Source organism: Actinoplanes sp. NBRC 101535 (assembly GCF_030269225.1).
Taxonomy (GTDB): Bacteria; Actinomycetota; Actinomycetes; order Mycobacteriales; family Micromonosporaceae; genus Actinoplanes; species Actinoplanes rectilineatus.
The window spans coordinates 83,386-108,832 of sequence record NZ_BSSY01000008.1; the positions used below are offsets into that span (position 1 = coordinate 83,386).

Annotated in this window: 21 protein-coding genes; 8 read left to right on the forward strand and 13 right to left on the reverse strand. The window is 69.5% G+C overall.

Features of this window, described 5'->3' with window-relative positions; genetic code table 11:
- Positions 1–35 precede the first annotated feature (35 nt).
- On the reverse strand, positions 36–563 hold the full coding sequence (locus QSK32_RS22775; RefSeq protein ID WP_285473089.1) for a hypothetical protein: 528 nt from the start codon (positions 561–563) through the stop codon (positions 36–38).
- A gap of 701 nt (positions 564–1,264) precedes the next feature.
- Positions 1,265–1,513, reverse strand: coding sequence for a DUF2283 domain-containing protein (locus tag QSK32_RS22780; protein WP_285473090.1), 249 nt, complete (start codon positions 1,511–1,513; stop codon positions 1,265–1,267).
- Between the two features lie 10 nt (positions 1,514–1,523).
- Here QSK32_RS22780 and QSK32_RS22785 point away from each other — a divergent pair, with 10 nt between their 5' ends.
- Positions 1,524–1,817 (forward strand): Imm53 family immunity protein, encoded by a 294-nt coding sequence (locus QSK32_RS22785; RefSeq protein ID WP_285473091.1) that lies wholly within the window; start codon positions 1,524–1,526, stop codon positions 1,815–1,817.
- Between the two features lie 39 nt (positions 1,818–1,856).
- Here QSK32_RS22785 and QSK32_RS22790 read toward each other — a convergent pair whose 3' ends face one another.
- From QSK32_RS22790 to QSK32_RS22815, 6 genes are all read right to left on the reverse strand, one after another.
- Positions 1,857–2,255, reverse strand: a complete 399-nt coding sequence (locus QSK32_RS22790; protein ID WP_045747466.1) for an Hpt domain-containing protein — start codon at positions 2,253–2,255, stop codon at positions 1,857–1,859.
- A gap of 85 nt (positions 2,256–2,340) precedes the next feature.
- Entirely contained in the window at positions 2,341–3,492 is a 1,152-nt protein-coding gene (rhaI, locus tag QSK32_RS22795; protein WP_285473092.1) for an L-rhamnose isomerase, read from the reverse strand.
- On the reverse strand, positions 3,489–4,538 hold the full coding sequence (locus tag QSK32_RS22800) for an ABC transporter permease (protein WP_285473093.1): 1,050 nt from the start codon (positions 4,536–4,538) through the stop codon (positions 3,489–3,491). The genes rhaI and QSK32_RS22800 overlap by 4 nt, the downstream gene beginning before the upstream one ends.
- The gene (locus QSK32_RS22805) at positions 4,535–5,449 is read right to left on the reverse strand and encodes an ABC transporter permease (RefSeq protein WP_245674306.1); all 915 of its coding nucleotides are present in this window, start codon (positions 5,447–5,449) and stop codon (positions 4,535–4,537) included. Before QSK32_RS22805 ends, QSK32_RS22800 begins: the two co-directional genes overlap by 4 nt.
- Positions 5,450–5,559: 110 nt before the next feature.
- Positions 5,560–7,065: a sugar ABC transporter ATP-binding protein gene (locus tag QSK32_RS22810; RefSeq protein WP_045747462.1), complete on the reverse strand. Its 1,506-nt coding sequence runs from the start codon at positions 7,063–7,065 to the stop codon at positions 5,560–5,562.
- Positions 7,065–8,093, reverse strand: a complete 1,029-nt coding sequence (locus QSK32_RS22815) for an autoinducer 2 ABC transporter substrate-binding protein (RefSeq protein ID WP_045747461.1) — start codon at positions 8,091–8,093, stop codon at positions 7,065–7,067. The genes QSK32_RS22810 and QSK32_RS22815 overlap by 1 nt, the downstream gene beginning before the upstream one ends.
- 2,315 nt (positions 8,094–10,408) lie before the next feature.
- Here QSK32_RS22815 and QSK32_RS22820 point away from each other — a divergent pair.
- Complete coding sequence (locus QSK32_RS22820; protein WP_285473094.1) at positions 10,409–10,615, forward strand: hypothetical protein; 207 nt, start codon at positions 10,409–10,411, stop codon at positions 10,613–10,615.
- 240 nt (positions 10,616–10,855) lie between these two features.
- On the forward strand, positions 10,856–11,173 hold the full coding sequence (locus tag QSK32_RS22825) for a hypothetical protein (protein WP_285473095.1): 318 nt from the start codon (positions 10,856–10,858) through the stop codon (positions 11,171–11,173).
- Between the two features lie 127 nt (positions 11,174–11,300).
- On the opposite strand, the gene QSK32_RS22830 is transcribed toward QSK32_RS22825, so the two are convergent.
- The 3 genes from QSK32_RS22830 to QSK32_RS22840 all read right to left on the reverse strand — a co-directional run bounded on the left by QSK32_RS22830 (position 11,301) and on the right by QSK32_RS22840 (position 13,651).
- Positions 11,301–11,735, reverse strand: coding sequence for a phage holin family protein (locus QSK32_RS22830; RefSeq protein WP_285473096.1), 435 nt, complete (start codon positions 11,733–11,735; stop codon positions 11,301–11,303).
- Between the two features lie 69 nt (positions 11,736–11,804).
- On the reverse strand, positions 11,805–12,488 hold the full coding sequence (locus QSK32_RS22835; RefSeq protein ID WP_045747457.1) for a response regulator: 684 nt from the start codon (positions 12,486–12,488) through the stop codon (positions 11,805–11,807).
- The gene (locus QSK32_RS22840; protein WP_285473097.1) at positions 12,485–13,651 is read right to left on the reverse strand and encodes a sensor histidine kinase; all 1,167 of its coding nucleotides are present in this window, start codon (positions 13,649–13,651) and stop codon (positions 12,485–12,487) included. The genes QSK32_RS22835 and QSK32_RS22840 overlap by 4 nt, the downstream gene beginning before the upstream one ends.
- 158 nt (positions 13,652–13,809) lie before the next feature.
- On the opposite strand from QSK32_RS22840, the gene QSK32_RS22845 reads away from it, so the two are divergent.
- The 3 genes from QSK32_RS22845 (at position 13,810) to QSK32_RS22855 (ending at position 19,829) form a co-directional block, all read left to right on the forward strand.
- Complete coding sequence (locus tag QSK32_RS22845) at positions 13,810–14,535, forward strand: ABC transporter ATP-binding protein (protein WP_285473098.1); 726 nt, start codon at positions 13,810–13,812, stop codon at positions 14,533–14,535.
- Complete coding sequence (locus QSK32_RS22850) at positions 14,529–16,763, forward strand: ABC transporter permease (RefSeq protein WP_285473099.1); 2,235 nt, start codon at positions 14,529–14,531, stop codon at positions 16,761–16,763. The genes QSK32_RS22845 and QSK32_RS22850 overlap by 7 nt, the downstream gene beginning before the upstream one ends.
- A 330-nt stretch (positions 16,764–17,093) precedes the next feature.
- Entirely contained in the window at positions 17,094–19,829 is a 2,736-nt protein-coding gene (locus QSK32_RS22855; RefSeq protein WP_285473100.1) for a serine/threonine-protein kinase, read from the forward strand.
- Between the two features lie 287 nt (positions 19,830–20,116).
- Here the strand turns inward: QSK32_RS22855 and QSK32_RS22860 are convergent, their stop codons facing one another.
- Both QSK32_RS22860 and QSK32_RS22865 read right to left on the reverse strand, forming a co-directional pair.
- Complete coding sequence (locus QSK32_RS22860) at positions 20,117–20,629, reverse strand: Uma2 family endonuclease (protein ID WP_245674304.1); 513 nt, start codon at positions 20,627–20,629, stop codon at positions 20,117–20,119.
- Positions 20,630–21,109: 480 nt separating this feature from the next.
- Positions 21,110–22,447: an aminotransferase class I/II-fold pyridoxal phosphate-dependent enzyme gene (locus QSK32_RS22865; RefSeq protein ID WP_285473101.1), complete on the reverse strand. Its 1,338-nt coding sequence runs from the start codon at positions 22,445–22,447 to the stop codon at positions 21,110–21,112.
- 58 nt (positions 22,448–22,505) lie between these two features.
- Between QSK32_RS22865 and QSK32_RS22870 the strand changes: the two genes are divergently transcribed.
- A complete protein-coding gene (locus tag QSK32_RS22870) occupies positions 22,506–23,996 on the forward strand; it encodes a CoA-acylating methylmalonate-semialdehyde dehydrogenase (RefSeq protein WP_045747452.1) in 1,491 nt (496 codons plus the stop codon).
- Between the two features lie 10 nt (positions 23,997–24,006).
- Positions 24,007–25,332 (forward strand): aspartate aminotransferase family protein, encoded by a 1,326-nt coding sequence (locus tag QSK32_RS22875; protein ID WP_285473102.1) that lies wholly within the window; start codon positions 24,007–24,009, stop codon positions 25,330–25,332.
- Positions 25,333–25,447 lie beyond the last annotated feature (115 nt).

Genomic DNA, 25,447 nt, shown 5'->3' on the forward strand with positions numbered 1-25,447 from the left:
CACCTTTCCCGGTCTTGGGCGGCTTGTGCCTCGGTCTACTGCCGGTTCTCCTCGGCCTCCTCCTGCGGGGTGGGCGGGCGGTGTGAGCGATGCCAGTAAGCGGCCTGTTCGCTGGTCTGTCTGACGATCCGGTCTGCGGCCGGCGGCGCCGGCCACAGCTGCATCAGGTACGCGTCGCGCCCGTCCTCGGCCTGGGCCTCATCGAGGCCGCACGCCAGATAGCGGACCCGATAGTCCTGCCGCGGCAGCACCAGCGGGTACGCCTCGCCGTCCAGGCCGGCTAGGTGAACGGAGTCCCGGGTCGGCCGAAACGACACGTCGACTATGTCCTCCCACCGGTCGTCGACGGACGGTTCACCAGCGTGCAACTCCACCCGGAAAGGCACCCACCCGGTGTGCTGACCCACGTTCAGAAGAAGCAGCCCTTCCACCGCGGCACCACAGAGCCCGTTGCTCTGCCCCGTCCAGGCCTGTTCGAGGTCGTAGTCCTCCTCGAACAGGTCATCGCCGCTGAACACCGACGCCGAGTGGTAGGTCACGAAGACCCGATCCTCATCCAGCAAGACGCGAACACCCATCCGGCAATCTCAGCACCACAGTCCGGGCCGCGTTCTGCTTTTGACCACTACCGCCCATCACAGCGTGTTCCGCCCCCGGCCATCTGGCAGGTATCACGATGCGCCGATGGTGTTCATCGGGTAGGCCGCGGTTGCCTCGAATCTCCCCGACACCGAGGTCGTCCTCCAGACGCGCCTGCCCGTGGAACAATCCGCCACTGCGAGAGCCTGCCTCCGACGAGTCCTGTTCTTCGGCCGGCCCGACCTCATCCCCGCACCAATCGGGCCGACTGATCTGCCGATGAGCGGATGGCTCCGACTATTCTGCGAGTCATGGTTGTCGACCGTCGCGCAGGAATGAGCGCCACATCCCATCCCACTTAGGTGACCGCACACGCGGCTCCGAAAGGGGAGAATCATGTCTCGCACGGACAGAGACGGTCCGCATCACCGGCGAACCGGACTGCGCCTCCTGGTCGGTGGCGGGGGCCCACCTCGCTGGTTCATCGACCATGTCTGGACCAGCCGGGAGCGGCAAGCAGCCCGCGTCGCATGCCGAAATGCCACCAAGGAACACCGCGGCGACGGAATAGTCGACACGATCCCCACCGTCCAGCAGCATCGCCATAACGCCCAGTGGCTCTGGTGGTGACGTCCTCATCTGCCGCGCGGTGTGCTCTCTTCCAGTCGCGAACCGGGGTGGTGCGCTACTGTCCGCCCGTGGTTCGCCGCGTGATGTTCTCGGCCTGCGTCAGGATCTCCGGCGCGAGTTTCGCCCGTGCGTCCAGCACCTCAAGACCGACCAGGCGCCCATCGGCATCGAAGTCCAGGTTGATCATGCCGTCCACGTCGACGGGATCGCACGGATACATTCTCGCCACCCGAGTGCCGGGCGCCTGGAGGTAGATGTAGGCCGCATTGGCGACCTCGTCGTACGTGACCTTCAACGGCTCCATGGTGCACAGCGTGCCAGTCCTGCCGGTGCCGACCGCGAGTGCGTTCGCTGTGGGCGGTCCGGTCAGCCGCCGTTTCGGAGGGCCGGCTCGGCCGTCGTGGATTGGCGGCGTGGGCGGAACGCAGGAAACCGGTACGGAGGGGCTGACGTTCGCCAAGCAGGAGGTCCGCCGGAACGAGCGTGATTGGTTCATCGCCCAGATGGTGGACGACCGGTTCGAGATCTCCTGCGGCCCACTCAATCTCGGTGAGGCCATCCATCAGTTCCGGCTGTGGCCGGCCGTCCGGCGCAGCGGAAGTTCCTGACCGGTGGGGGCTCCCGCCGGCCCACGTGGAGAGGCGACGTCAGGGGAGGGCCTCGAAGTCGGCGGCCACCGCGGTCACCGCCTCCAGCGTGACCGCCAGCTCGATGTTCATCAGGTCCTCGGTGCTGTCCGGGTCGGCCAGCCTGCCGACCCGGGCGTACTGCTCCACGTCCGCGCAGAGCAGGGAGAACGCGTTCGCCCCGATGTTCGTGGCCGACCCTTTCATGCCGTGCGCGTGGTCGCGGACCCGGGCCACGTCACCCGCCCGGAGCAGGCCGACCAGTTTCTCCGCGGCCGCCGGGGTCTTGCCGGCGTACGAGCGGAGCAGGCGGATGACCAGTGCGATCTCGTCCGGGTCGGGCACCGGGTCGATCAGGTCGGCCAGCCGGGCGCGGACGCTCGCGACCCGGGAATTCCGGTCCGGGGGCGGAGCTGTCATGAGATCATCGTGCGCCGGTCGCCGGTGGGATGTGCCGGGAACGGCGGAAACGGGGCGACTTTCGCCGCCCCGTCCGGTTGGGTGCCTAGGCTCCCCAGCTGAGTTGCGCGCCGCCGGTGCGGGTGGTCGCGATGCTTTCCGCGTACCCCGAATGCCGGTAAGCCGCCAGCGGGTCGCGGGGAAGGCCCCGCTGTTCGCGCCGGTCCGCCAGGGCGCCCCGCACATCAGTCTCGTAGGCGTCCATCAGCACCGCGTGGGCGCCCAGCACATCGCCCTCGACCTGGGCGGCGGCCAGCGCCTCCTGGTCGACCTGCAGGGCCTTGGCCAGCGCCTGCTCCACGTTGAGGACCGAGCGGATCTGACCCGGGATCTTCTCCTCGATGTTGTGGCACTGGTCGAGCATGAAGTTGACCCCGGACTCGGGCCGGTGCGCGCCCAGCGACACGATCTCGCTCAGGATGCGGAACAGCTGGAACGGGTCCGCCGAACCGACGATGAGGTCGTCGTCGGCGTAGAAGCGGGAGTTGAAGTCGAACGCCCCCAGCTTCTTGACGCGCAGCAGCTGCATCACGATGAACTCGATGTTGGTGCCGGGGGCGTGGTGGCCGGTGTCGAGCACCACCGACGCCCTGTCACCGAGGGCCAGGCAGTGCACCAGCGAGGTGCCCCAGTCCGGGATGTCCATGCTGTAGAAGTACGGCTCGAAGAACTTGTACTCCAGCAGCAGCCGCTGGTCGTCGTCCATCGCCGCGTAGATCTGCTGCAGCGAGTCGGCCAGCCGGTCCTGCCGGCCGCGCAGCGAGTCCTGACCGGGATAGTTCAGGCCGTCCGGCAGCCAGATCTTCAGGTCCGTCGATCCGGTCTGGCGCATCACGTCCAGGCAGAGCTTGTGGTGCGCGATCGCCTTGTCGCGGACCCGCTTCTCCGGGTGGCACAGCGAACCGAGCTTGTAGTCGTCGTCCTGGAACACGTTCGAGTTGACCGCGCCCAGCTTCACGCCCAGCTTCTCGGCGTGCGCGCGCAGGTCCGACCAGTCGTCGACGAGGTCCCAGGGGATGTGGATCGACACCCGCGGTGCGAGGCCGGTCAGGCGGTTCACCTGCGCGGCGTCGCTGATCTTCTCGTACGGGTTGCGCGGCCCGCCGGGCATGGTGAAGACCTTGAACCGTGTCCCCGAGTTGCCGTAGGCCCAGCTCGGGACCTCGATGGTGAAGTCGTCCAGTGCACTGAGGTTCATACGGTTCCTCCGTAGCGTCGGGTGGTCAGGCCGTTCAGCAGGGCCGCGAAGACGAGGACGGTGCCGAGGGCGAGGAGCTGGTACTGCGAGCCCTCGTTGCCGACGAACGCGAGCAGGATGCCGGCGTTCAGCCAGACGATCAGCAGGGTGGCGAGGACGACGCCGGCGACTCTGCCGATGCCTCCGGTGATCGCCACCCCGCCGAGCACGGCGATGGTGATGGCCGGCAGCGCCATGCCGCTGCCGGAGACGCCCGCGTCGGGGCGGGCGGAGGCGAACTGTGCGACGGTGACCACGGCGACGAGGCCGGAGATCAGGCCGGCGTAGACGTACGCCTTGAAACGGGTGTCCCGGACGGGCAGTCCGGACCAGCGGGCGGCGACGTCGTTGGTGCCGATCGCGTACAGGCGGCGGCCGTAGGCGGTCCTGGCGAGCAGGAGCCAGACGGCGACGACCGTGGGGAGCAGGAAGGTGAAGATCCCGAGGGGTACGTCCGGGATGGAGGCGCCGATGACCGGGAGTTCCACCGATTTGCTCAGTGAGTAGAGCTCCTGGATCGGCGGTGTGCTGATCGGCTGCTGGTTGTTGATCACGATGGCGATCGACTTGAAGGCGTAGAACGTGGCCAGCGTGGCGATCAACGCCGGGAAGCCGATGTAGCTGACCAGGACACCGTTGACCGCGCCGCAGAGCCCGCCGAACAGCACCGTGGCGATGATCGCGAACCACAGGGGCCAGCCCCATTGGCCGTACGCGAAACCGAAGATCATCCCGGAGAGGGAGACGATGGCGCCGACGCTGAGGTCGATGCCGCCGCGTCCGGAGAGGATGACGATCAGTTCGGCAAGGCCGAGCATGGCCAGCGGCACGGCGCTGATCAGCGACGCCGACATGTAGTCGAAGTCGTAGGAGGCGGTCAGGTAGCCGCCCGCGTCGTTGATGAAGAACGTGACCACCACGACGACGATCAGGACGGCCAGCAGGGGGATACGCTGGGTGAGGAGCAGTCGCGTGATGTCGGATCTTCCCCGGGTTGTCGTAGTCATCGGGACCTCCGCGCCCGCGCCCGCAGCAGGTCGGCACCGACCGCCACGATGATGAAGATGCCGACGAACAGGTCGGACAGCTGTGACCGCCAGCCCAGCTGGGTCACCCCGGACGCCACCGACTGCACGAGCAGCGCGCCGAGCAGGGTGCCGAGCACCGAACCGCGCCCGCCCATGATCGAGGTTCCGCCGATGACCACCGCGGCGATCACCGCCAGTTCCTTGCCCGACCCGACGGTCTGATCCAGCGTCGACGTTCCCTGGGCGATCACGAAACACGAGGCCAGACCCACGAGCAGACCCGTCGTCGTGTACGCGAGAAGCACGCGCCGCTGCACCCGGACGCCCGCCAGCCGGGCCGCCTGGGCGTCGCCGCCGATGGCGAAGAAGTGCCGGCCGCCCGCGGTGTGCCGCAGGTACCACCAGGCCGCCGCGGTGACCAGGACGGTGATCAGGAAGGCGTGCGGGACACCGAGCGTCCGGCCGTCCGGTCCGCGGCCGAAGAAGGCGAGCGTGCCGGGGATCCCGTTCACCGTGCCCGAGCCGAAGATCTGCAGCCCGAGGAACATGAACAGGTTCGCGGTGCCGAACGTGATGATGATGGCGTGCACCCGCCCGTAGGCGATCAGCACCCCGTTGACCAGGCCCAGCACACCGCCGGTCAGCACCGACAGCAGGACCGCGACGCCGAGGTTCACCCCGGAGCCGACCAGGGTCTTCGCGGTCAGTACCGAACAGACCATGATCGCGCCGCCGACCGAGACGTCGATACCGCCTGTGATGATCACGATCGTCATGCCGACGCCGATCAGCGCGATCGGGGCGGTGGCGACGAGCAGCGGCTGGATCGAGCCGGCGGTCAGGAACGCGGGCGTGCTCAGGGCCAGGCCGGCCCAGAGGAGCGCGATCACGCCGACGAGGACGACCTCCTGGCCGGTGACGGGCGCCGGCAGGACGCGTACCCGCTTAGGCGATTTTTCGTTTTTTTCGGTTTTATCGTTTTTGTTCAACGACTCCGTGGTCATTCCGTGCCTCCCGCAGCCGCCGCCAGCAGGTCGACCTGGCTCGCGTCCGGGCCGAACTCGTCGGTCGTCGTGCCGCGCCGCACCACCTGGATGCGGTCGGCGATCCGCAGCGCCTCCGGCAGGTCCGAGGTGACCACCAGGACGGCGGTGCCCTCCTGCGCCAGCTCGGTGATCAGCCGGTGGATCTCCTCCTTGGCGCCGACGTCCACGCCCTGCGTCGGCTCGGCGAGGACCAGCACCGTCGGGCGCTCGACCAGTTGCCGGGCCAGCACCACCTTCTGCGCGTTGCCGCCGGACATGGCGCTGATCGGCTGACGCTCGTGCGGCGTCTTCACCGCCAGCCGCTTGATCATGTCGGTGGCGACGGTCTTCTCCCTCGCCCGGTCGACCAGGACGCCGAACCGGGACAGCAGCTTGAGGTGGCCGGCCGAGATGTTGAAGGCGATCGACTGGAAGCCGAACATGCCCTCGACCTTGCGGTTCGCCGGCAGGAGCGCGATGCCGAGTCTCTGCGCGTGGCCCGGGTTGCGCGGCGTGACTCTCTGCTGATTCAAATGTATTTCCCCGGATGTGGCGCGATCGATGCCGTAGATGCAGGCGGCGATCTCGGAGACACCACTGCCGACCAGCCCGTAGAGGGCGACGATCTCACCCGCTTTGACCGTGACGTCCACGTCGTGGAAACGGCTCTCCCGGCCCAGCCCGCGCAACTCCAGCACCGCCGGCCCGTCCGGGACCTGCCGGTGCGGACGCTCGTCGGAGAGTTCCCCGCCCACCATCAGGTGCGCGATCTGGCGCACGCTCAGATCACCGATGGGGTACGTCCCGATGGTCCGCCCGTCGCGCATGACGGTGACCTCGTCGGCGATCCGGAACAACTCGTCCAGCCGGTGCGAGATGTAGATGACCGACACCCCGGAGGCGGTGAGGCGCCGGACCACGTCGAACAGCACCTCGATCTCGGCGTCGGTGAGGATCGCCGACGGCTCGTCGAGAATCAGCACCTTCGCGTCGCCGGACAGCGCCTTCGCGATCGACACCTGCTGCTGCTCGGCCACCGACAGGTCGCCGACGGTGGCGGTGGCGTAGCGGCCCGGCAGCCCGAGCAGGGCCAGGAGTTCGACCACGCGCGCGTTCTGCCCGGCCCAGTCGATCCTTCCGTTTTTCTTCATCTCGCGGCCGAGGAAGATGTTCTCGGCCACGGTCAGCTCCGGGAACAACTGCGGTTCCTGGTAGACGGTGGCGATGCCGAGCCCGATCGCGTCCGTGGTGGAGGCGATCCGGGCCGGCGCCCCGTCGAACTCGATCTCACCGGTGTCCGCGGTGACCGCCCCGGCAACGATCTTGATCATGGTGGACTTGCCGGCGCCGTTCTCCCCGACCAGGGCGTGCACAGTGCCCGCCCGGACGGTCATGTCGGCGTGCTGAATGGCCCGAACCGCGCCGAACCGCTTGGACACAGCGGTCAGGCGCAGTCGCGGGGTATCGATCGTCTCGGTCATCAGTAGTTGAACTGGTCGACGTTCTGGTCGGTGATCGCGAGCGCCGGGCCGAGCAGCAGCATCTTGCTCGCGCTGTCGTACGTCACCGCGGACAGGTCACCGGACACGTTGTTGGTGGCCTCGAACGACTTGCCCTGCGCGATCTGGGCACCGGCCCACGCGGTCAGGTAGCCCAGGTTCTCCACGTCCCAGAGGATCGCGGCAGTCGACGACTTGTCCTGCAGGTACGGCTTCATCGCCTGCGGCGTGCCCAGGCCCACCGTGAACACCTTGCCGATCTTCCCGGCGTCCTTGACGGCCTGCGCCACACCCGGGGCGCTCGACGTGCACTCGCCGACCAGGCCGGTCAGGTCCGGGTGCGCGTTCATCAGGTCGGTCGCCATCTGTGTCGCCTTCGCCTGATCCTCACCGGCGTAGACGATGTCGACGATCTGGGCCTCCGGGTACTTCTCCTTCGTGTACGCCTTCTGCACCTCGATCCAGGCGTTCAGGTTCTCGGCGGTCTGGCCGCAGGAGACGATCGCATACTTGCCCTTGCCGCCCATCGCGGTGAGCAGCGCATCGGTGAGCCCCTGGCCGATGCCGTCGGCGGTGGCCTGGTTGACGAAGACCTCCCGCACGCTGGACGGAGCGTCGGTGTCGGCGGTCGCGACGTGAATGCCGGCGTCCTTGGCCTGCTGCAGCAGCGGGGCCATGCTGTCCGGGTCGTTCGGCGCCACGATCAGCGCGTCGACCTTCTGCTGGATGTAGGAGCGGACGATGTCGGCCTGCGCGGCCGCGTCCGCCTGCGTCGGCCCCTGGTAGAGCCACTCGACGTTGCCGAGCGCGGCAGCCGCCTCCTTGCCGCCGGCGTTCATCGCCTCGAAGTAGGGCACACCTTGCAGCTTCGGGACGAAAGCCACCTTGTACGTCTTGGCGCCGGCGTCACCACCCGCCGCGGTGTCGGTGTCGTTCTTCTTGGTACAGCCCGTGAGGGCAAGGGCGGCGGTCGCCGTGAGAGCGACGGCCGCAGTGAACCGAGGGCGCATGACGCCTCCTGTGAAAGGGCTTGTTGAAACGTTCTATGCGAGGTGTGACTCACGTTACGATCCCGTTAGGGCAGGGTCAAGAGTTGACACTTGATAGGCCAGAAGATCCACGGCCGCAGCAGCGGCGCGCTGACCGCCCCGCCTGTGAGACGTTTCAATGATCGGGGGCGAGAATCCGTTCGGGGTGCGCGGCCGGGGCCTTGTCCCGGTCCGGCGGCGCCTGCCTGATCCGCCGGTGCCGCCTCGCGCCCTGTCTCTGCCTTGAAGGCCGGCCGTGGTCCCGTCGAAGCACCCGTCCGCCCAGCCATCCACCGCAGACGCGACGATCAGGCAGCGTTTTCGCGGTCGGCGCTGCCGGACGAGTCCGCGCTCGTGGTCGTAAATATGGGTTCGTGGGTTCGAACCCGCGCCAGCCTGTTCAGCGGGCCGACGAGGCGTCAGCCCGCAGGGGCGTGCACCGCGTACCCCGAAACCCGCACAGCACCCGAAATCGTCATCGCGCGGCGAGTCACCCCGGATCGATCCCAGGCCCCGGGGCGGCGGCAGCCAGGACCGTGCCGACCAGGACCTACTCAGCGATGCGCCCGACGTCATCCTGCCGGCAAGCAGTCCCGGGCGAGGCTCACGTCCCGAGGCGGCGGATCGCGCTGGCCACGACATGAGCTGCGCGGCGACCCCCGAAGCCGTCTCTACGGCGAGCCCTCCAGGCGCGCTGAGGCCCAGCGGCAGTGATGACGTGGGGCTCGGCGGCAGTGGTGACGTGAGGCCCAGCGGCAGTGATGAGATGAGCCCGGGAGTAGGCCCGGGAGCAGGCCCGGGAGCAGGCCGGGAGCAGGTAGAGCCGTCGGCGCTGACTAGAGCGCCGACCAAGTTGCCGATCAGGGTGGTGGTTCGCGCCGCGCCCGATTTCGTCCTATCGGCGAGCCCTCCGGATGAGGATCACGCCCACCGCGGCCGCGGCCAGAGCCGCGCCGATCAGAGCATACCGCTGAGGTTCCGCGCCGACCCGCCGAGGAACCGAACCCAGCACAGCCCCCGCATGTTCGGCGGCCTCCGCCGCATACTCAGCCACGTGGACGCCGGTTTCCGCCACAGTCTGTTTGGCATGGCCACCACTGTTGGCAGCAACCCGTTCAGCAGTAGCGGCCGCTTCCTGCTCAGCGCTGCCAGTCCTCGCATCAACGGCAGCGTTTCCCTTTCCGTCCCCAGCAGGACGCTTCGCTGTGCTGGCGGCGTCGTTACCAGGCCCATCGGCCTTCTGTTCAGTCCTCTGCGGCGAAGCGGCAGTCTCCGACTCGGAAGCAGCGCTCTTCGCCGATGATCCGCCAGTCTCGGCTCCGGGCTCAGCGCCCTTCGACGAGAGGGCGGAGGATGCAGCAGTCCCGGTTTCGGCGCCGGCGGTCTTCGAGGAGGAGGCGGCGTTCTCGGATCCAGGGCTGCTGCTCTTCGGGGAGGGAGCGGCAGCCTCGGTTTCAGCGCTGGTGGTCTTCAGCGAGGAGGAGGCGTTCCCGGATTCAGGACCGGTGGTTTTCGGGGAGGAGGCGGCGGGCCTGGACTCAGCCGTAGCGGACGACACCGACTTGTCGCCCGCCACTGACTTGTCGCCCGCCACGGGCGCCGGCGAACCGCTAGGTCGGCTGGTCGCGCGGACCTCGTTCTCGCCGGTGGAACCCGCCGTGGCCTGGCCCTTACCTGCCGAGCCCGGTCCTGCCCCTGTCTTCTGCTGAGCCTCTGTCTTCACCGGTGCGCCAACCTTGTCTGATGTAGCCGTCCCACCGCGCGAGTCGTCCTCGCCCGCCGAGCGGGTGTCGTCCTGCGAACTACCCTTATCGGATGTATTCGACGTGCCCCGCGTCTCAGCCTCGCCCGCGTCACCGGCCTTACCTGAGCCGTCGGTCTTGCTCGAGCCGTCCGTCACGTCTGAACCGCCGGTCTTGCTTGAACCGTCGGCCTCGCCTGATGAGGTGGCCTTGCCGGCCGAGCCAGTTCCAGCTTCGCCGACAGCGGCGCCTTCTGCGCCGTTTCCGGCAGACGCACCGGCACCGTCCAGAGCGTCGCTCCCCGTTTCTGAGCCCACCTTGAGCTGCGCGACTTCGGCATCCGGAGTTTTGGGCGCGATTGAGCTTTCGGCAGCTGACGACTTGAGGCTCGGTGCGGTTGAGCTTGCGGCGGATGCCGGCTTGACGGCTGATGAGGCTGAGCCTGCGGTGGCTGCTGGCGGGGTGTCCGGTGAGGCTGAACTCGCGGCGGACGCAGGTTTGGTGGCCGTTGGGGGTGCGGCGGGTGCCGGCACGGAAGCCGGCGGGGGAGGAACCTTGGCCGAGTCTGGTTGGGACCGGGAGGCCGACGGCTTCGGCGGAGAGCTGGGGGTGCTGGTCGGCGGCGTGGCGACCTTGGCGCGGCCGATCGCGCGATTGTTGGGACCCGGCCTCGAGGACGAGGACGTGCCGCCACTCGACGTGGATCCGCCGTTTCCCGGCGGTTTCGAGGGGGCCTGCTTCCCGTGGTTCTGGTGCCCCTGATTTTGGCCGGCCGGTTTGTTGCCTTTGGCGGAGGCGGGCACGGGAGCCGACCCTGCCTGTTTGCCTCCCGGCTGCCCAGCTGGTTGGTTGGCTGCGGCATTGCCAGTGGGCTTGGAACCGTCATGCGCCGGCGTCTGCCCTGCTGCTGTTGTCTGCTTGTTGGCGGGTCCTGCGGGTCCTGGGGGTGTTGGGGGTGTTGCCGTAGCGGGTGACTTAGCGGGAGTCGACGGCTTCGGTGAGGTGGAAGACTGCGACGAGGTGGGCGGTTTCGGCGAAGCGACGTGCTGGGAAGAGGCGGGCGGCTTCGGTGAGGCGGGCGGCTTCGGGGTAGCCGGCGGTTTTGATCCCGATCCCGATCCCGATCCCGAAGTCGTTTTCGAGCCTGAACCCGCAGTTCCGTCCGAGCCCGAGCGTGAACTCGAAGACGTGGCTGAGGGAGCTTTCTCGGTGGGAGAGGAATCCGCGGACGTCGCCGGGGGTGTTTTGTCCGCGGGCTTAGGCGAGCTGGCCGACGCCGTCCCGGCTCCAGGCTTTGCCGGGGGAGCCGATGCCGCCTGAACTCCGGGCTTTGCTGAGGTGGGTGACGACGCCTTGGCTCCAGGGGTGGTCGGGGTGATGGGGTGATTCTTTGCGGGGGATCGGCCGTCGCGGGCGCTGTCGTGTGGCGACGTCGGGTTGTCGGCGCTCATGAGTTCCTCCCGTGGCGGGCCGCGGCCACGAAGGCCGCCACGTCTCGGCGGCCGCTTGCCAGCGCTGTCTCCGGGGTGGGCGGGATCGCCTGTTGAACCTCGTGTTTGCCGCCGAGGGCCAGGAGGGCCGCGATGGCGAGCAAGAGCAAGGCCACCACGATGGCGGCGGTCCAGGCCGGCATTACCAGCGCCAGTGCGGCTCCCGCTGTGAGGAACAAGGTGCCCAGGCCGTACACCGCCATGACGCCGCTCGCGCTGGTCAGCCCCGCGCCCTTGCCGGCCCGCCGGCCCTTCTCGGCCAGTTCCAGCCGGGCGGCGGCCAACTCGTCCCGGACCAGGGTGGTCACCTGATCGCTGAGCTGACCGATCAGCTGCGCCGTCCGCGCGTTCTCAGACTGCGCATGATCAGCTTCTGCGTCGGTGTGCCTCATGGTCCCTCCGTCCTGAGCCCTCGTCCGCCACCACGTACCCCGGTCAAACCTGACTAATCGCGCGAATCGTCAGCGTGCTGGGACCACCAGCCCCGTCTCGTAGGCGACGATCACGAGCTGGGCACGGTCCCGAGCACGCAGCTTGGCCAGCAGACGTCCGATATGAGTTTTCACCGTGGCGAGACTGAGCCGCAGATACTCCGCGATCTCGGTGTTGGAAAGCCCTTCGGCGACCAGGGTGAGAACCTCCCGTTCACGGTCGGTCAGCTCGGCGAGTTCCAAGGCTGGGCGGCTCGCGGGTTCCGGCCGGGCGGAGAAGTGGTCGATGAGTCGCCGCGTGATGGCCGGGGAGAGCAGGGCCTCCCCGTCGGCCACCACGCGGACCGCGCCCAGAAGTTCGGCCGGCTTGGCGTCCTTGAGTAGAAACCCGCTGGCACCGGCGCGGAGCGCGGCGAACACGTATTCGTCGAAGTCGAACGTGGTCAGGATGAGCACCCGGGTGCTGGGTGTCAGGGGATCACCGCAGATCTGCCGGGTTGCGTCGATGCCGCCGAGCTTGGGCATCCGGATGTCCATGAGCACGACGTCCGGTTGTTCCTTGCGGGCGAGTTCCACCGCTTCCACACCCGTCCCGACGTCGCCGACGACCTGGAGACCTGGTGTGGCCTCCACCAGCAGCCTGAGGCTGGCTCGCAGGAGTTCCTGATCCTCGGCGATCAGGACCCGGACCGAGGCCAGGGTGTCACTGCTCATGATTCGTACGGAAGGGTCGCAGTGACGGTGAATCGATCGTCGTCCTGTGGCCCCGCGCTGAATGTCCCGCCGTAGGCGGCCACTCGTTCCCGCATCCCGATGATTCCGGTGCCGTCCACGGCGACCGCACCGTGCCATGCCATTTCGTTGCTCACCACTACGTCCAGCTGCCTTCTGGTTCCTCGAATGTGTACCCAGCACACGGCCGGGGCGGCGTGTTTCACCACGTTGGTCAGGGACTCCTGCACGATCCGGTAGGCCGCCACGACGACACCCTCGGGCGCGTCGTCGCCGCCCTGGATGTCGAGTCGCACCTGGACCCCGGCATCACCCGCCTGACCGGCGAGGCTGGTCAGATCCTCGAGAGTCGGCGAGGGGGCGAACGCCGCTTCGGTGCGTATGGCGCCCACCGCCCGCCGAAGCTCGGCCAGAGCGCTCCGGCTGGCCGTCTCGATCACCTGGAGGGCCTTCCCGGCTTCCTCCGGATGTTGCTCCGCGACGTGAGTGGCGACGGATGCCTTGACGGAGATCAGGGCCAGGCTGTGGCCGACGATGTCGTGCATCTCCCGGGCGATGCGCATGCGTTCCTCCGCGACAGCGCGTGCGGTGTTCTGCGTGGCGGCGAGCGCGGTGTGCCGGCGGCGTTCCCGCAATGTCCAGCCGACCGCCCAGCTCGCTGCGCAGACCAGACCGGCGAACGCCGTCCCGGCTGGGCCGGGGCCGTCCGCGGAGATGTCGGCGACGGCCGTCCCGATGAGTAGCAGCCCGGTCGCCGTCACCGCCCCGGCCGTCCCCCGGCGACCGGACGTCCGAAGACCGAGCGCATACAGCGCGACACCGGCGGCCACCACCGGGCCTGTGGATGCGTAGTCCGGGACGACACCGGTGCCGATGGCGACCCCGCCCGCTGTGCCGATGACGAGACTGCTCACGAGCGGCCACCGGCGGCGCAGGAGCAGCGGGCCGGCGAGCACACCCGCGGCGACCGCGGTGAGCCAGGCGGGTTCCTGCAGCCCGGAAGCGGGTGGCAGCGGCTGCTCAGCAGCCGCGTGCAAGCAGAGGAGAAGGACGGCAGCGGTCAGAGCGACGTCCACGACCAGCCGCGACACGGGGCCGAGGCGATGGACGAGGAAGGCATGCGGGGCGAACGACGGGACAGCCACGCGGTTGAGGTTATCGACGCTTGCCGCCGTCCGCGTCAGCCTGTGGACGGTCATCCCCAGGTATGGCGAGGACGCCTTCGCGCATCCCCAGGGATGACGCCGAGAACCAAACCCGGGTCCGACGAAATCCGGGACCCAAACCGGGATCGTCTCCGGGCATGACAGTCGTCCTGCACGAGGTACACAAGCGCTACCGAGCCGGAGCCGGGGCCGTGGTCGCTCTGGACGGGGTGACCGTTCACTTCGGCCAAGCGACGTTCACCGCGGTCATGGGTCCGTCCGGTTCCGGGAAATCGACCCTGCTGCACTGCGCCGCCGGGCTGGAGCCGGTCACCTCGGGCAGCGTGACCGTCGCCGGCACGGCCCTCGACGGCCTGGCCGAGACGGCGCTCACCAAACTCCGCCGCGACCGGGTGGGATTCGTCTTCCAGGAGTTCAACCTGGTCTCGTCGCTGACGGCGGCGCAGAACGTCTCCTTACCTCTACGTCTGGCCGGGCGCCGAGCGGAGCCGTCCGCTGTGCAGGCCGCGCTCACCGAGGTGGGCCTCGCCGACCGGGCAGGGCACCGTCCTCGCGAGCTCTCCGGCGGCCAGCAGCAGCGAGTCGCGATCGCTCGGGCACTGTTCACCAGTCCGTCCGTGGTCTTCGCCGACGAGCCGACCGGTGCCCTCGACAGCCAGACCTCACACCAGGTGCTGGAGTTGATGCGGCGACTGGTGGACGCACACGGCCGGACCGTGGTGATGGTGACTCACGATCCGGTGGCCGCAGCCGTCGCCGATCGGGTTCTGCTCCTGGTGGACGGCCGGGTCACCGACGAGATCGTCGGTGCGGACGCGACGACCGTGGCGGACCGGATGACCGCGTTGGAGCGGAGGTGCTGAGCCGCGACCGCCTCGGCACCTTCCTGGCCGTCCTGCTCGGGACGGGCCTGGTCACGACGTTTCTGCTCCTGCTGACATCCGGCCAGCCCCGAGTGCCGGAACGGCTGGCCGGATATCCGGTGCTGGTGCAGAGCCCCGCCGCGGGCAACCTGCCCGACGAGTTCGCGGAGCCGGTGCCCTGGTCAGCTGCTGACGCTCGGTCCCTGGCCGATCGCCTGCGTGCGGTCCCCGGCGTCCGTGCGGCCGTCGTGGATCGCACCTTCTACGCCCAGCCGCTGCGCGACGGTGTGCCGGTCGTCGACAGCACCAGCGGTCACGCCTGGCTCGGCGACGACCCACCCGACCAGGGCGAGGTGGTGGTGAACCGGGACCTCGGTGTGCCGGTCGGCTCCACTGTCACCTTGCTGACCGGTGCCGGGCCGACAGACTGGCGGGTCAGCGGGCACACCACGCTGCCCGGCATCCACGTGTCCGGCGAGGAGGCCGCCCGGCTCGCCCCAGGTGTACGGGTCATCGGACTGTCCGGCGATCCCGACCCGGAAGCCGTACGTGCCGTGGTCGGCGCCGGTGACCGGGTGCTGACCGGCGACGAACGCGGTCGCGCCGAGCCCCGGGTCGACGCGCGGACCCGGTGGATCGGGATGCAGATCCTCATCGCCACCACGGCGCTGGCCGGGTTCGCCTGTGTCTTCCTCGTCGCGTCGACCTCCGCCTACGCGGTTGATCAGCGACGTCGCGAGATCGGTCTGCTGCGGGCGGTGGGCGCCACCCCGCGTCAGGTGCGGTCGATGCTTCATCGCTCCGCACTGGCCCGGGGAGTGCCAGCCGCGCTGGCCGGCGTCGTGACGGGTGGGCTGGCCGCGATGCCCTTGGCCGGCGCGCTGGTCGACGCCGGGTTCGAACCGCCCGGCTACCACATCCGCTGGCAGCTCTGGGTTCTTGCGGTGTCCTTCGCCGCCGGCCCCCTGGTCGCGCTTGCCGGGTCGGCGATCGCAGCCCGGCGAGTGTCCCGGATCAGCCCGATCGAGGCGCTGCGCGTCGCCGAGCTCGAACCGCGGGCGATGAGCCGCGCACGGTGGATCCTCGGTCTCGTCGCCGCAGCCGGTGCTGTCGGTGCGGGCGTGTCCGCAGCAGCAGCCCCGGACCTCAGCGAGCTGGGGATGCTGGCCCTGCTGGGAGCGATCGCCTTGGTCACGGCCGCGGTACTGCTGGCACCCGCCGTAGTGCCCGTACTGGTCCGCGTTCTGCTCGGCCCGATGACCGGAGTGACCGCGACACTCGCCAGGGAGAGCGCCCGAACAGCGGTACGACGGACCGCCTCGACAGCCGCGCCGGTGTTGTTCACCGTGGCGTTCGCGGTCTTCGTCACCGGGACGGTGGAGACGTCGGCTGCGGCCTACACGGCGCGGCGAAGCGCCACCGTGCCGTCCGAGACCGTTCTGGTGCCGGACAGGGTGCCCGGACTTGGTGATGCGGCGTCGGGAGGCGCTCCGCTGGACACGACCGTCTACGTGGCGGGACAGGCGGTGGTCGTCTCCGGTACCGAGAACGTTCTGCCGGGCACGGCGCTGGTCAGCGAAAATGCGGCTGGCCGCTTCGGGCCGACGGTGGCGGTGACATATGCCGACGGTCATCAGGAGACGGTTCGGGTGTCCGGGACCGCATCACCCGGCCCGTTCACCGCAGACCTGGTCCTGGCTCGCGGCACGGTCCGGCGGCACGATCCCTCAGCGTTGGCCCCCGCGGCGTTCCCGGTCCCGGAGGGGCCGGTGGGAGCCGGTGCCCGCGTGGCTGACCGCGACGACCTCGCCCGGGAAGCAGACGCCGAGGACGACCGGTTGGTGCAGATGTTCGCGATGCTGCTCTTGGCGGTGTCCGCTGGAGCCGGATCGCTGGCGGTGGGCAACACGTTGCTGATGACGGCTCGGCGGCGTGGTCCTGACTATCGGGTTCTCCGGCTTGCCGGGGCGTCCCGGGCGCAGGTGGTGCGGGCGGTGGTCCTGGAATCGGCACTGGTGGTGGCGATCGGCTCCCTCATCGGCGGGGCGGCCGGCCTGATCGCGATTGCGGGTTCGGCTCGTTCGCTTGCAGCGCAGGTCGGCGCCGCGGTGCCGGTTCTGGTGTCCTGGCCGGCGATCACCGCGACGGTGGCGACCTGTCTGGCGCTGGCGACGATCACGGCCGCGGTGCCGGCCGCACGACTGTCTCGATTACCGCCAAGCCGTTGAGTCAGGCCGCTGAGCTGGACAGAGGATGCGGACTGCAGGGCCAGACAGCGGCTGGTGTGTCGGCTCCCGGCGGTGGTCGTGTCCACCGACGTGTGATGTCGCGGCGGAGCGTGTCGTGGTGACTACACATCGCGCCGCGGTACGGCGGCCGGACCGGGTGAGCGGACGCGCGGTGACGCCATCGGAGCGAAGGGCGGGCGCAGATTTACGGAAACGCGGTGACGGAACGGGCGGGAGCGGGCTGACGAGGCCTTATAGCAGTCAGAGCTGATCCGGACGAAGGGGAGGTGAGGGGAGTGACGGTTGTGGACGGCGGGTATAACGATGGCCATGCCCGATGCGCCCGTGTTGCTTGCCGGACGATACCTGCTGGGGGAAGTCCTGGGCCGCGGCGGAATGGGCGAGGTGCATCTGGCCCGCGACGAGACCCTGGAACGGGACGTCGCGATCAAGGAGCTGGACCAGCCGCTGGGCGACGACCCCGACGCTGCGGCGCGCCGCACGCTGCGGGAGGCCCGGGCGGCGGCGCGACTCAACCACCCGAACGTCATTCAGGTGTACGACGTGCTGCAGCTGGACGGGCGCACCTGGATCGTCATGGAGTACGTGCCGTCCCGGTCGCTGCGGCAGGTGATCGTGGAGGACGGGCCGCTGGATCCGTACCAGGTGGCGCAGATAGGCCTCGACCTGGTCGCCGCGCTGCGGGCCGCGCACCGGGCCGGCGTGCAGCACCGGGACGTGAAACCAGCCAACGTGCTGCTCGCGACCGACGGCCGGGTGCTGCTCGGAGACTTCGGGATCGCGGCGATGGATGACGACGCCGTGATCAGCCGAACCGACGTCGTGGTGGGGTCGCCACACTTCATGGCGCCGGAACGGGCCAGTACCGGCAAGGGCGGCCCGGCGGCCGACCTGTGGTCGCTGGGCGCGACGTTGTACAACGCGGTGGAGGGCCGTTCCCCTTATCAGCGAGGCTCCACCATGGCCACGCTGACCGCGCTCGCCACCGAGGAGCCCGACCCGCCGCGGCAGGCGGGAGTTCTCACGCCGGTGCTGGACAGGCTGCTGCGCAAGAACCCGGCAGTCCGGATGGGGCTCGACGAGACGGAGCAGATGCTCCAGTCGATCGTCACCGGCACCGTGGGCAGTGCCAAGGCGCCGAAACAGAAGAGGCGCGGCCTGTTCAGCCGAGTCCTGGCGGCGGCCGGGGCGTCCCGTGCCAGCGACGAGGTCTACTCGCCAGCGGACGCGCCCGCAGCGAGTGATCTAGCCGCGGACGCGCCGACGGCAAGTGGTCTAGCGGCGGATGCGCCAGCTGCAAACGGCACGGCGGCGGGTGCTCCAGCGGCGGATGCTCCAGCGGTGAGTGGCCTGGCTACGGCAGACAGATCTGAGCGCGACGGGTCTCTCCACGACGGGTCTGCTCACGACGGGTCTGTTCACGACGGGTCTGAGCGCGACACTTCCGCGCGCGACGGGTCTGCGCGTGGCGTGGCGGCGAGCGAAGATGCAGTTGCTGATGTGGCTGCCGGCGCAGGAGGCGCGCCCGGTACGGCTGCAGGACTTGACGGTAGGGCTGTAGGGCCGGTTGGTGCTACGGCCGGCAGTACGAGTACGGCGGCCGACTCTGCGGGCGCGCCCTCGAGGCTGGGTAGCGCGACGGCTGAACCGGAGGGTAAGCCGCGGATTCCTAAACAGCGTGCCGGTGAGGGAACGTCGGGTTCCGCGAGTACCACGCGGGTGGATGCGGACACCGACCTGGAAGAACTTTCGGACGCGGCGTCTTCGTCGCCGGTCTCTGAGCAAGTGGGCTCGGATGCGGGGGAGAGCGGCGCGAAGGCCGCTGATGGGGACGAGCCGGAGGCCGTTGCCTCGGCAGCTGAAGCCGCTGCTGACAGATCCGCGGCGGGAAAGGCCGCGGCGGGAAAGGCCCCGGCCGGAGAGAGCGCGGCAGAGCAGGCCGCAGCAGAACGAGCGGCAACGGGGAACACCGTTGCGGGGCAGGCCGTGGGAGATGCCGTAGCGGAGCAAGCCGCTGCGGGGAAGAAAGCAGCACGGGCGGAAGCGGCACCGGAAGCAGCTTCGAAGACTGAAGCGGGCTCGGGGAAGAACGGGCAGCGGACTGCCGGGGCGGGGACGCCTGGTACGGCAGTCGGCGCGGCAGGGGCCGCGACGTGGAACAGCACCGTCAGTGACCGGGCCTTGGGGAAGGCCCGGATCGGGCAGGGGCAGATGGACGCCACGCCGGCTACCGGGGAGACACGGGTGGCGGCGGCCGCCGGTGCCGGGACGCTGGCGGGGACCGCTGTGGCCGAGCCATCGGAACGGAACGGGCGACGGAGGCTGGTCGTCGGGGCGGCTGCGGTGGCGGCACTGGTGGCGGTAGGGGTGGTGACCTACGTGGTCGGGCCCGGGAACAACAGCACCGATCGGGACGGGGCTCAGCCGAGCGGGCCAGGGGCTGCGGTCACCGAGAGCGCCCAGCAGCCCTCCGCGGAGGCGTCTCCGGCGGGTGCGGCGCCCACGGACGGAGTGCCCTCGGGTGAGGCGTCGGCCAGCGCGCCGGTCGAGAGCGCCAGCCCCAGTGTCGCCGCCAGCGTGAGTCCCGATGCGGGTGGGATACCCGCGTTGCGGGACGGGTGGGTGGACTACAAGGATGCGACGGGATTCCGGGTATACGTGCCGGAGGGGTGGAAACGTTCCCAGGAGGGGACGATTGTCTACTTCCGCGGGGACGGGCGGGTGCTCGGCATCGACCAGACGAATCAGCCCAAGTCGAATCCGGTGAAGGACTGGCAGAGTCAGTCGGAGTATCGGGTGTCGCGCGGGGACTTCCCCAGCTACAAGGAAATCAAGATCGAGTCTGTGGACTACTTCAAGAAGGCCGCTGACTGGGAGTTCACGTTCACCCGGAGCGGGACCCGGCAGCACGTCAACAACCGCGGGGTCGTGGTGTCCAGCAAGAAGGCCTACGGGTTCTACTGGCAGACCACGGACTCGGAGTGGGACGGGGCGCGCGACGATCTGCAGTTCGTCTTCGACAGCTTCCGGCCGGTGACGAAGTAAGACCGGACGGCGCGAGACATGTTTCGTGGTCAGGGTGCGAAGCCCGTCCGCGTGGTGATTTCGGGCGCGCTGGACGCCCGAAATCAACACAGAGGCAGACCCTGACTGCGAAAGGTGTCCAGACGGGACGGCGCCAGACTGGACGGGCGCGGGCGCGGGACCGGATGACGCGGGACTGGACGGGCGCGGAACCGGACGGCGCCAGACCGGACGGCGCGCGACCTCGCAGAATGACGTTGCACGGGTGGGTGTCGCACCGGGAAGCGCGGGGACGGGCTTGGGCTGGTTTAGAAGTCGAGCAGGGTTGTGGGGGTGAGCGCCATCGGGAACGGGGTCTCAGCGCGCAGGAGTTCGTCGTCGGTTGCGGTGGTGCGGGGGACGTAGGTGTCTCCCTGCAGGTGGAGCAGGTGCAGAGTCAGGGAGCGGTAGTCGGTCATGTCCGGTTCGGCCAGGAGGTACCACGGGATGCCGGCCGCGGCGTACATGGTCAGCTTTGTGGTGCGGTCTACGGCGGCGTTGCCGGGGGACGTCACCTCGGCTACCAACACGGCGTCGGCGGCCTCGACATAGGTGGACAGCCGCGGGGCTGTTGAGACCGTCACGTCCGGGATCAGGATGCGGTGCGGGGCCAGGCGCAGGTTCACCGCCTGCTGGGCTCGGAAACCGTGGGCTCGGGCTGTGGGGCGGAGCGCGGCCGTCAACAGGTACGAGATCTCCTGGTGTGGACTGTTCGGTGCCGGGCTCACCACGAGGCTCCCGTCGATCAGCTCGATCCGGTCGGTGGTTGCGCCCAGTGACAAGTACTCCTCTTCGGTCCAAGGGCCGGCGTGGGCCGGAGGTGTGCCCGTCATACGACGAGTCTCGCACGACCCGCTGCCGACCCTGGTAGGCGAAACGTGCCCGCCGGCGACCGCCCGGAAAGGCGAGCGAACCGTCTCGAAAGGCGGACGGTCGCCCGGAAAGGCGAACGGCCACCTGGGGAACGAACGGCCACCCGGAAAGGCCAACGGCCATCCGGGGAGCGAACGGCCCCGGGAAGCGGGCCGCCACCGGAAGACCGGAAGCGGGCCGCCACCGGAAGACCGGAAGCGGGCCGCCACCGGAAAAGCGGAAGCGGGCCGCCACCGAAGGAGCGGAAGCGGGTCGGCCCCGGAAGGGCGGAGGGCAGGCGAGAGCGGCACCGACGGAACCCGGAGGGCAGCCGCGAACCATCGGCGTCACACGACTATAGTTGCATGACTACTTGACGGCAATCAATACCTGGATCGGGTGACGTCGCGTCACCGGGGGATGGCCGCGGCCGCGGTGCCGGCGGCCTGCACCAGATGGGCCGCCACCTCCGCGTGATCGGTGGCGATCAGGCCCACCGTCACCCGCAGGTGCGGGGACGCGGCCGGCCCCACCCCGAACGCCGTGCCCGCCGCCGCGCCGATGCCCGCGCTCGCCAGGCTCAGCAGGGCCGCCTGCTCGTCCGCCACCGGCAGCCAGATGTTCAGGCCCTCGCCGGGCGGCAGGATGATGCCCGACGCGGCCAGGGCCTCGCTCACCAGGTGGCGCCGGCGGGCGTACTCGGTGCGGGCCGCCGCCACCGCCGCGATCGAATCCGGGTCCGTCAGTAGTGCCAGGAGCAGGTGTTGCAGGAGCCTGCTTGTCCAGCCCTGCCCGAGTAGGCGGCGTTCCAGGATCGGGTCGAGCAGCGTCGCCGGGGCGCTCACCGCCGCGAGCCGCAGGTCGGGGCCGTGCGACTTGGAGAAGCTGCGCACGTGCACGGTCTGCCGGGGGAGGTGTGTGCCCAGCGAGCAGAGCGGTCCGGAGGCCAGGTCGCCGGCGGAATCGTCCTCCACCACGTACACATGGGGGTGCTCGGAAAGGACCGCGGCGAGGGCGCCGGCCCGCGACGGTGACCACGACGCGCCCGTGGGGTTGAGGGCGCGCGGCTGGAGGAAGACCGCGGTGGGGCGCCGGGCCAACGCCTCCGCGAGCCGGTCCGGCAGCACGCCCTCGGCGTCCGTGTCGACGCCGACCACCTGGGCGCCGAGAGCCTCCAGCAGGTCGAGCAGGGGTGGGAAGCACGGGTTCTCGACCACCGCCACGTCGCCGAGGCGCAGCAGGGCCGACGCCACGTGGTCGATCGCGTCCATCGCGCCGTCGAAGATCGCCAAACGTTCCGGCGGGTACGCCCACCGCTCCCGCAGCAGGGCGTCCAGCCCGGGGAGGACCGGTTCGTCGAGGTAGCTCGTCGGTGCGAAGGAGAACGCGGGGGAGAGTCCGTGCAGCGCCGGCAGTGGGGGGAGCAGACGCGGGTCGGGGACGCCCGTCGACAGGTCGAGCCCGAAGCCGTTGCTGCGGGGCAGTGCCGCCCGATATCGTCCGGCGCCCGGGGTGGCGACGACGGTGCCGCGCCGCCCGTCGGTGCGGATGGTTCCGGCGCGCCGCAGCAGCTGCCAGGCCGCGTTGACGGTGCTGGGGGAGAGGCGCAGTTCGGTGGCGACGGTGCGCACCGGTGGCATCTTCGTCCCGCCGGGCAGGGCGCCGTCGCCGACCGCGCGGCTGACCGCCTCGGCCAGGCCGCGGGAGCTGGGGTCGACGAGCCGCTCGCGGAGAACGCCGAGGATCATTTTGTGACAGTACAACCAAGGGATTGTTCGGTCCACGGTCGTCACATAATCTCGGCGCATGAGTCACATCGCGCACTGGATCAGCGGCGCCGAGCGCGCCGGCACCTCGGGCCGGGTCGGACCGGTCTTCAACCCCGCCACCGGCGAGAAGATCGCCGAGGTCGACCTGGCGAGCGCCGCGGAGGTCGGCGAGGCTGTCGGCATCGCCAAGGAGGCCGCCAAGAGCTGGCGTTCCTCGTCGCTCTCCAAGCGTGCCGCGATCCTGTTCGCGTTCCGCGAGCTGCTCGCCGAGAACGCCGGTGAGCTGGCCGCGATCGTGACCCGCGAGCACGGCAAGGTGCTCGCCGACGCGGCCGGTGAGATCGCCCGCGGACTGGAGAACGTCGAGTTCGCCACCGGCATCCCGCACCTGCTCAAGGGCTCGTTCTCGGAGCAGGCCGCGACCGGCGTCGACGTCTACTCGATCCGCCAGCCGCTCGGGGTGGTCGCCGGCATCACGCCGTTCAACTTCCCGGCCATGGTGCCGCTGTGGATGTGCGCGACCGCCATCGCCGCGGGCAACGCCTTCGTGCTCAAGCCCAGCGAGAAGGACCCGTCCGCGGGCCTCTTCCTGGCCCGGCTGTGGAAGCGGGCCGGCCTGCCGGACGGCGTGTTCACCGTGGTCAACGGCGATAAGGAGGCGGTCGACGCGCTCCTGGTCCACCCGGACGTCGCGGCGGTCAGTTTCGTCGGTTCCACGCCGATCGCGAAGTACATCTACGAGACCGGCACCGCGCACGGCAAGCGGGTGCAGGCGCTGGGCGGCGCCAAGAACCACATGGTGGTGCTGCCGGACGCCGAGCTCGACGCGGCCGCCGACGCGGCGATCAGCGCGGGGTACGGCGCGGCCGGCGAGCGCTGCATGGCGATCTCGGTGGTGGTGGCCGTCGGGGACATCGCCGACCCGCTGGTCGCGGCGATCGCCGCCCGGCTGCCGAAGGTGAGGATCGGTGACGGCGCGGACCCGGCGTCCGAGATGGGGCCGCTGATCACCGCGCAGCACCGGGACAAGGTGGCCGGCTACATCGAGGCGGGCGAGGCCGAGGGCGCGACCGTCGTCGCGGACGGCCGCAAGTCCGGCGACTTCCCGGAGCAGGGCTTCTTCCTGGGGGCGACCCTGCTCGACAACGTCACGCCGGCCATGACGGTGTACACCGACGAGATCTTCGGCCCGGTGCTGAGCGTGGTCCGGGTGGAGAGCTACGCCGAGGCGCTCCAGCTGGTCAACGACAACGAGTACGGCAACGGCACCGCGATCTACACCCGGGACGGCGGCGCGGCCCGGCAGTTCCAGTTCGACGTGAACGCCGGCATGGTCGGCGTCAACGTGCCGATCCCGGTGCCGGTCGCCTACTACTCGTTCGGCGGCTGGAAGGCGTCGCTGTTCGGCGACAGCCACATGTACGGGCCGGACGGCATCCACTTCTACACCCGCGGCAAGGTCGTCACCTCCCGCTGGCCGGACCCCGGAACCTCGAAGATCGACCTGGGGTTCCCGCAGACCCGGTGAAGATGTACCCATGAGCACCGACGAGAGCGTGCGCGCGGACGACCGCGCGCACGTCTTCCATTCCTGGTCCGCGCAGGGCCTGATCGATCCGCTGCCGATCGCGCGGGCCCAGGGCAGCTACTTCTGGGACTACCGGGACCGCCGCTACCTGGACTTCTCCTCGCAGCTGGTCAACGTCAACATCGGACACCAGCATCCGCGGATGGTCCAGGCCATCCAGGAGCAGGCGGCGAGCCTGTGCACGATCGCCCCGTCGTTCGCCAACGACAAGCGCGGCGAGGCGGCCCGGATGATCGCCGAGGTCGCCCCGGAGCCGCTGAACAAGGTGTTCTTCACCAGTGGCGGCGCCGAGGCCAACGAGAACGCGATCCGGATGGCCCGTCTGCACACCGGCCGGCACAAGGTCCTCGCCACCTACCGCAGCTACCACGGCGCCACCGCCGCGGCGATCACCGCCACGGGCGATCCGCGGCGCTGGCCGAACGAGCCGGTGGCGATCGGGTTCGTGCACTTCTGGGGCCCCTATCCCTACCGGTCGCCGTTCCACGCGGTGAGCCCGGAGCAGGAGACCGAACGAGCGCTGCGGCACCTGCGGGACACGATCCTCTTCGAGGGCCCGGCAACGATCGCCGCGGTCATCCTGGAGACGGTCGTCGGGACCAACGGGATCCTGGTGCCGCCGCCCGGCTACCTGGCCGGGGTACGCGAGATCTGCGACGAGTTCGGTGTCGTCCTGATCGCCGACGAGGTGATGGCCGGGTTCGGCCGGTGCGGGGAGTGGTTCGCGGTGGACCACTGGGGTGTGGTCCCAGACCTGATCACCTTCGCGAAGGGGGTGAACTCCGGATACCTGCCGCTCGGCGGTGTGATCATCTCGGATGCGATCGCGGAGACGTTCCGGGAGCGGCCGTTCCCCGGTGGGCTGACCTATTCGGGTCACCCCCTGGCGTGTGCCTCCGCGGTGGCCGGCATGCAGATCCTCAAGGACGAGGGGGTCGTCGAGCATGCCCGCGCCCTCGGCACGGACGTCATCGCCCCGCTGCTGGCGGCGCTGGCGGACCGGCATCCCAGCGTCGGCGAGGTCCGGGGGCTCGGCGTCTTCTGGGCGATCGAACTGATCAAGGCACCGGATAAATCGCCACTTGTCGGTTTCAACGAGGTCCAACCCATGGAACAGGTGATCAAAGCCTGCAAAGACCGCGGTCTCTGGCCGTTCACCCAGGGGAACCGCATCCACATCGTCCCGCCCTGCACCACGACCGCGGACCAGATCCGCGAAGGCCTCGCGATCATCGACGAGGCGCTGACCGTTTCGGACGGTTTCTACAAAGGCTGACGCCACCGAATACGTCGTTGGGACGGGATCAGAGATTCTGATTCCGTTTCATCCTTGGAAACTACTTCGGATTCCCTTGAAACCGCGCTCCGTGGTGTGGGACTGTCCCTCCAAT

Coding starts and splice junctions, on each gene's coding strand:
- QSK32_RS22780 (WP_285473090.1), bottom strand. CDS start 1,513: ATGGAGCCGTTGAAGGTCACGTACGACGAGGTCGCCAATGCGGCCTAC.
- QSK32_RS22790 (WP_045747466.1), bottom strand. CDS start 2,255: ATGACAGCTCCGCCCCCGGACCGGAATTCCCGGGTCGCGAGCGTCCGC.
- rhaI (WP_285473092.1), bottom strand. CDS start 3,492: ATGAACCTCAGTGCACTGGACGACTTCACCATCGAGGTCCCGAGCTGG.
- QSK32_RS22800 (WP_285473093.1), bottom strand. CDS start 4,538: ATGACTACGACAACCCGGGGAAGATCCGACATCACGCGACTGCTCCTC.
- QSK32_RS22810 (WP_045747462.1), bottom strand. CDS start 7,065: ATGACCGAGACGATCGATACCCCGCGACTGCGCCTGACCGCTGTGTCC.
- QSK32_RS22815 (WP_045747461.1), bottom strand. CDS start 8,093: ATGCGCCCTCGGTTCACTGCGGCCGTCGCTCTCACGGCGACCGCCGCC.
- QSK32_RS22830 (WP_285473096.1), bottom strand. CDS start 11,735: ATGAGGCACACCGACGCAGAAGCTGATCATGCGCAGTCTGAGAACGCG.
- QSK32_RS22835 (WP_045747457.1), bottom strand. CDS start 12,488: ATGAGCAGTGACACCCTGGCCTCGGTCCGGGTCCTGATCGCCGAGGAT.
- QSK32_RS22845 (WP_285473098.1), top strand. CDS start 13,810: ATGACAGTCGTCCTGCACGAGGTACACAAGCGCTACCGAGCCGGAGCC.
- QSK32_RS22855 (WP_285473100.1), top strand. CDS start 17,094: ATGCCCGATGCGCCCGTGTTGCTTGCCGGACGATACCTGCTGGGGGAA.
- QSK32_RS22865 (WP_285473101.1), bottom strand. CDS start 22,447: ATGATCCTCGGCGTTCTCCGCGAGCGGCTCGTCGACCCCAGCTCCCGC.
- QSK32_RS22870 (WP_045747452.1), top strand. CDS start 22,506: ATGAGTCACATCGCGCACTGGATCAGCGGCGCCGAGCGCGCCGGCACC.
- QSK32_RS22875 (WP_285473102.1), top strand. CDS start 24,007: ATGAGCACCGACGAGAGCGTGCGCGCGGACGACCGCGCGCACGTCTTC.